Consider the following 1,475-nt stretch of genomic DNA (forward strand, 5'->3'; position numbering starts at 1 on the left):
TTTTTATCCTTAGCGGGGTTTTCGGCGCAAGGGGGAATTGCCCCTCTAATTTAAGCAATTGCACCGCAAGGTTATCTACAGGAGCGACGGAAGTGTATCCAACAATCACCAGGCGTCTCTGAGAAAACTTTTTCAGATAATATAAATCCCACTCCACGCACTGCCTTTTAACATCATAATAGTATCCCTCAACAGAGAGAAACATACCCGCATAGCATAAGCATGTTGTAATAATGACAAAAGGCACCACCACAGACTGGAGAAAAAATATGTCCTCAACGGGTTTATTGTCAGGCCAGGACAAAGCCCTTATCAATACCGCTACAACAATGACCACAATATATATCAGTAAGATAGGGAGCCAGGGGAAACGAAACTTTTCTCTCTTTTTAAGGGGTGGGTATAGTTTCCACTGACTCATTGACAGGCTCCGGCAATTTGCAGCGTGGTTTTAATTGCGCAACCACAGGCTGCCCTGCAATCATCGACAACAACGCCACGCCCGTTCATCGTCCAGGTTTCGCAACACTCTGTAATGGGAAATGTCCCTTTGTGTGCCAGACAAATGACCGTATCACCTTTGAGAGCAACGGCGATGCCCATAAACTGCGATCCGGAGGCCTGATTAACATATCCCCCGTTGACCAGAGGATCGTTCAAACGAATAACGCCTTTCATATTATTTCCCCGCATCCATATCGCAGCGCATGTGTTCCCATCCCAGGTAGTTCTTCACTTCAGGGACCTTATCGGGTAAGTCCTGCCAGTTGGTTTGCCCCCTGAGTGACGTTTGCCGCAGTTCATCTGCGGTAATATATAATGTCCCCCAGGACCAGCCACGAAAACCACCCGGCATCGCGACGGGTTTATAATCAGGACCTACGTCAATATTGATTGGCTTATCTGTATTCATTTCTGGTGCATCAAAAGGTTGTGACGACATAAACATCCACTTCTTTTGCTTCTCGCGAGGATTGTTATAGGGTCTGGTCAGTAAATAACCCCGTTGATTAACGACGGTAAAAGATATCGTATTTTCCCTGTCAGGATGCACGGGTTGATTTGACCATTGCTTAAGGCGCCACTCTAAATTCTCAGGCGCAAATACCGCTGTTTGCCAGGTTTTTCCATAGTCTTTCGATACAACAAATTCAGAAACATTCAATCCGGGAATGGCGATGTATTTTTCTGATGGATGAATAAATGGTTGGGTAAAAATCTGGTAAAATTGCTTAACAACTTCAGTATGAATCGTTTTTTGAGTATCGGTATACCAAAGCGCTCCGACACAATCCCACCCTTTTAATTCCAGATACCGGTGATCGTCAAAGCGATAAACCACCTGCGTCGGAGGCTCTTTTGCCTGCGCTGCGCCCACCACCAGCGTCATCAATAATCCGCCTAAAACTTTTAGCCCTTTCATTGCATGCTCCCTTTTATTTCCCTGCATCCATATCGCAGCGCATATGATCCCA

The 1,475-nt window shown here is 45.8% G+C and carries 2 protein-coding genes and 1 pseudogene; all 3 read right to left on the reverse strand.

The window, feature by feature from the left end:
* A pseudogene (locus J1785_RS01090) lies at nt 1–421 on the reverse strand (hypothetical protein); the annotation flags it as partial.
* Nucleotides 418–678, reverse strand: a complete 261-nt coding sequence (locus tag J1785_RS01095; protein ID WP_129951051.1) for a PAAR domain-containing protein — start codon at nt 676–678, stop codon at nt 418–420. The gene J1785_RS01095 and the pseudogene J1785_RS01090, both read right to left, overlap by 4 nt.
* A 1-nt stretch (nt 679) precedes the next feature.
* On the reverse strand, nt 680–1,475 hold a 796-nt coding region (locus tag J1785_RS01100), incomplete at its 5' end, for a T6SS immunity protein Tli3 family protein (protein WP_338020331.1).

It is taken from the genome of Rahnella perminowiae, from assembly GCF_019049755.1.
GTDB classification, from domain to species: domain Bacteria; phylum Pseudomonadota; class Gammaproteobacteria; order Enterobacterales; family Enterobacteriaceae; genus Rahnella; species Rahnella perminowiae.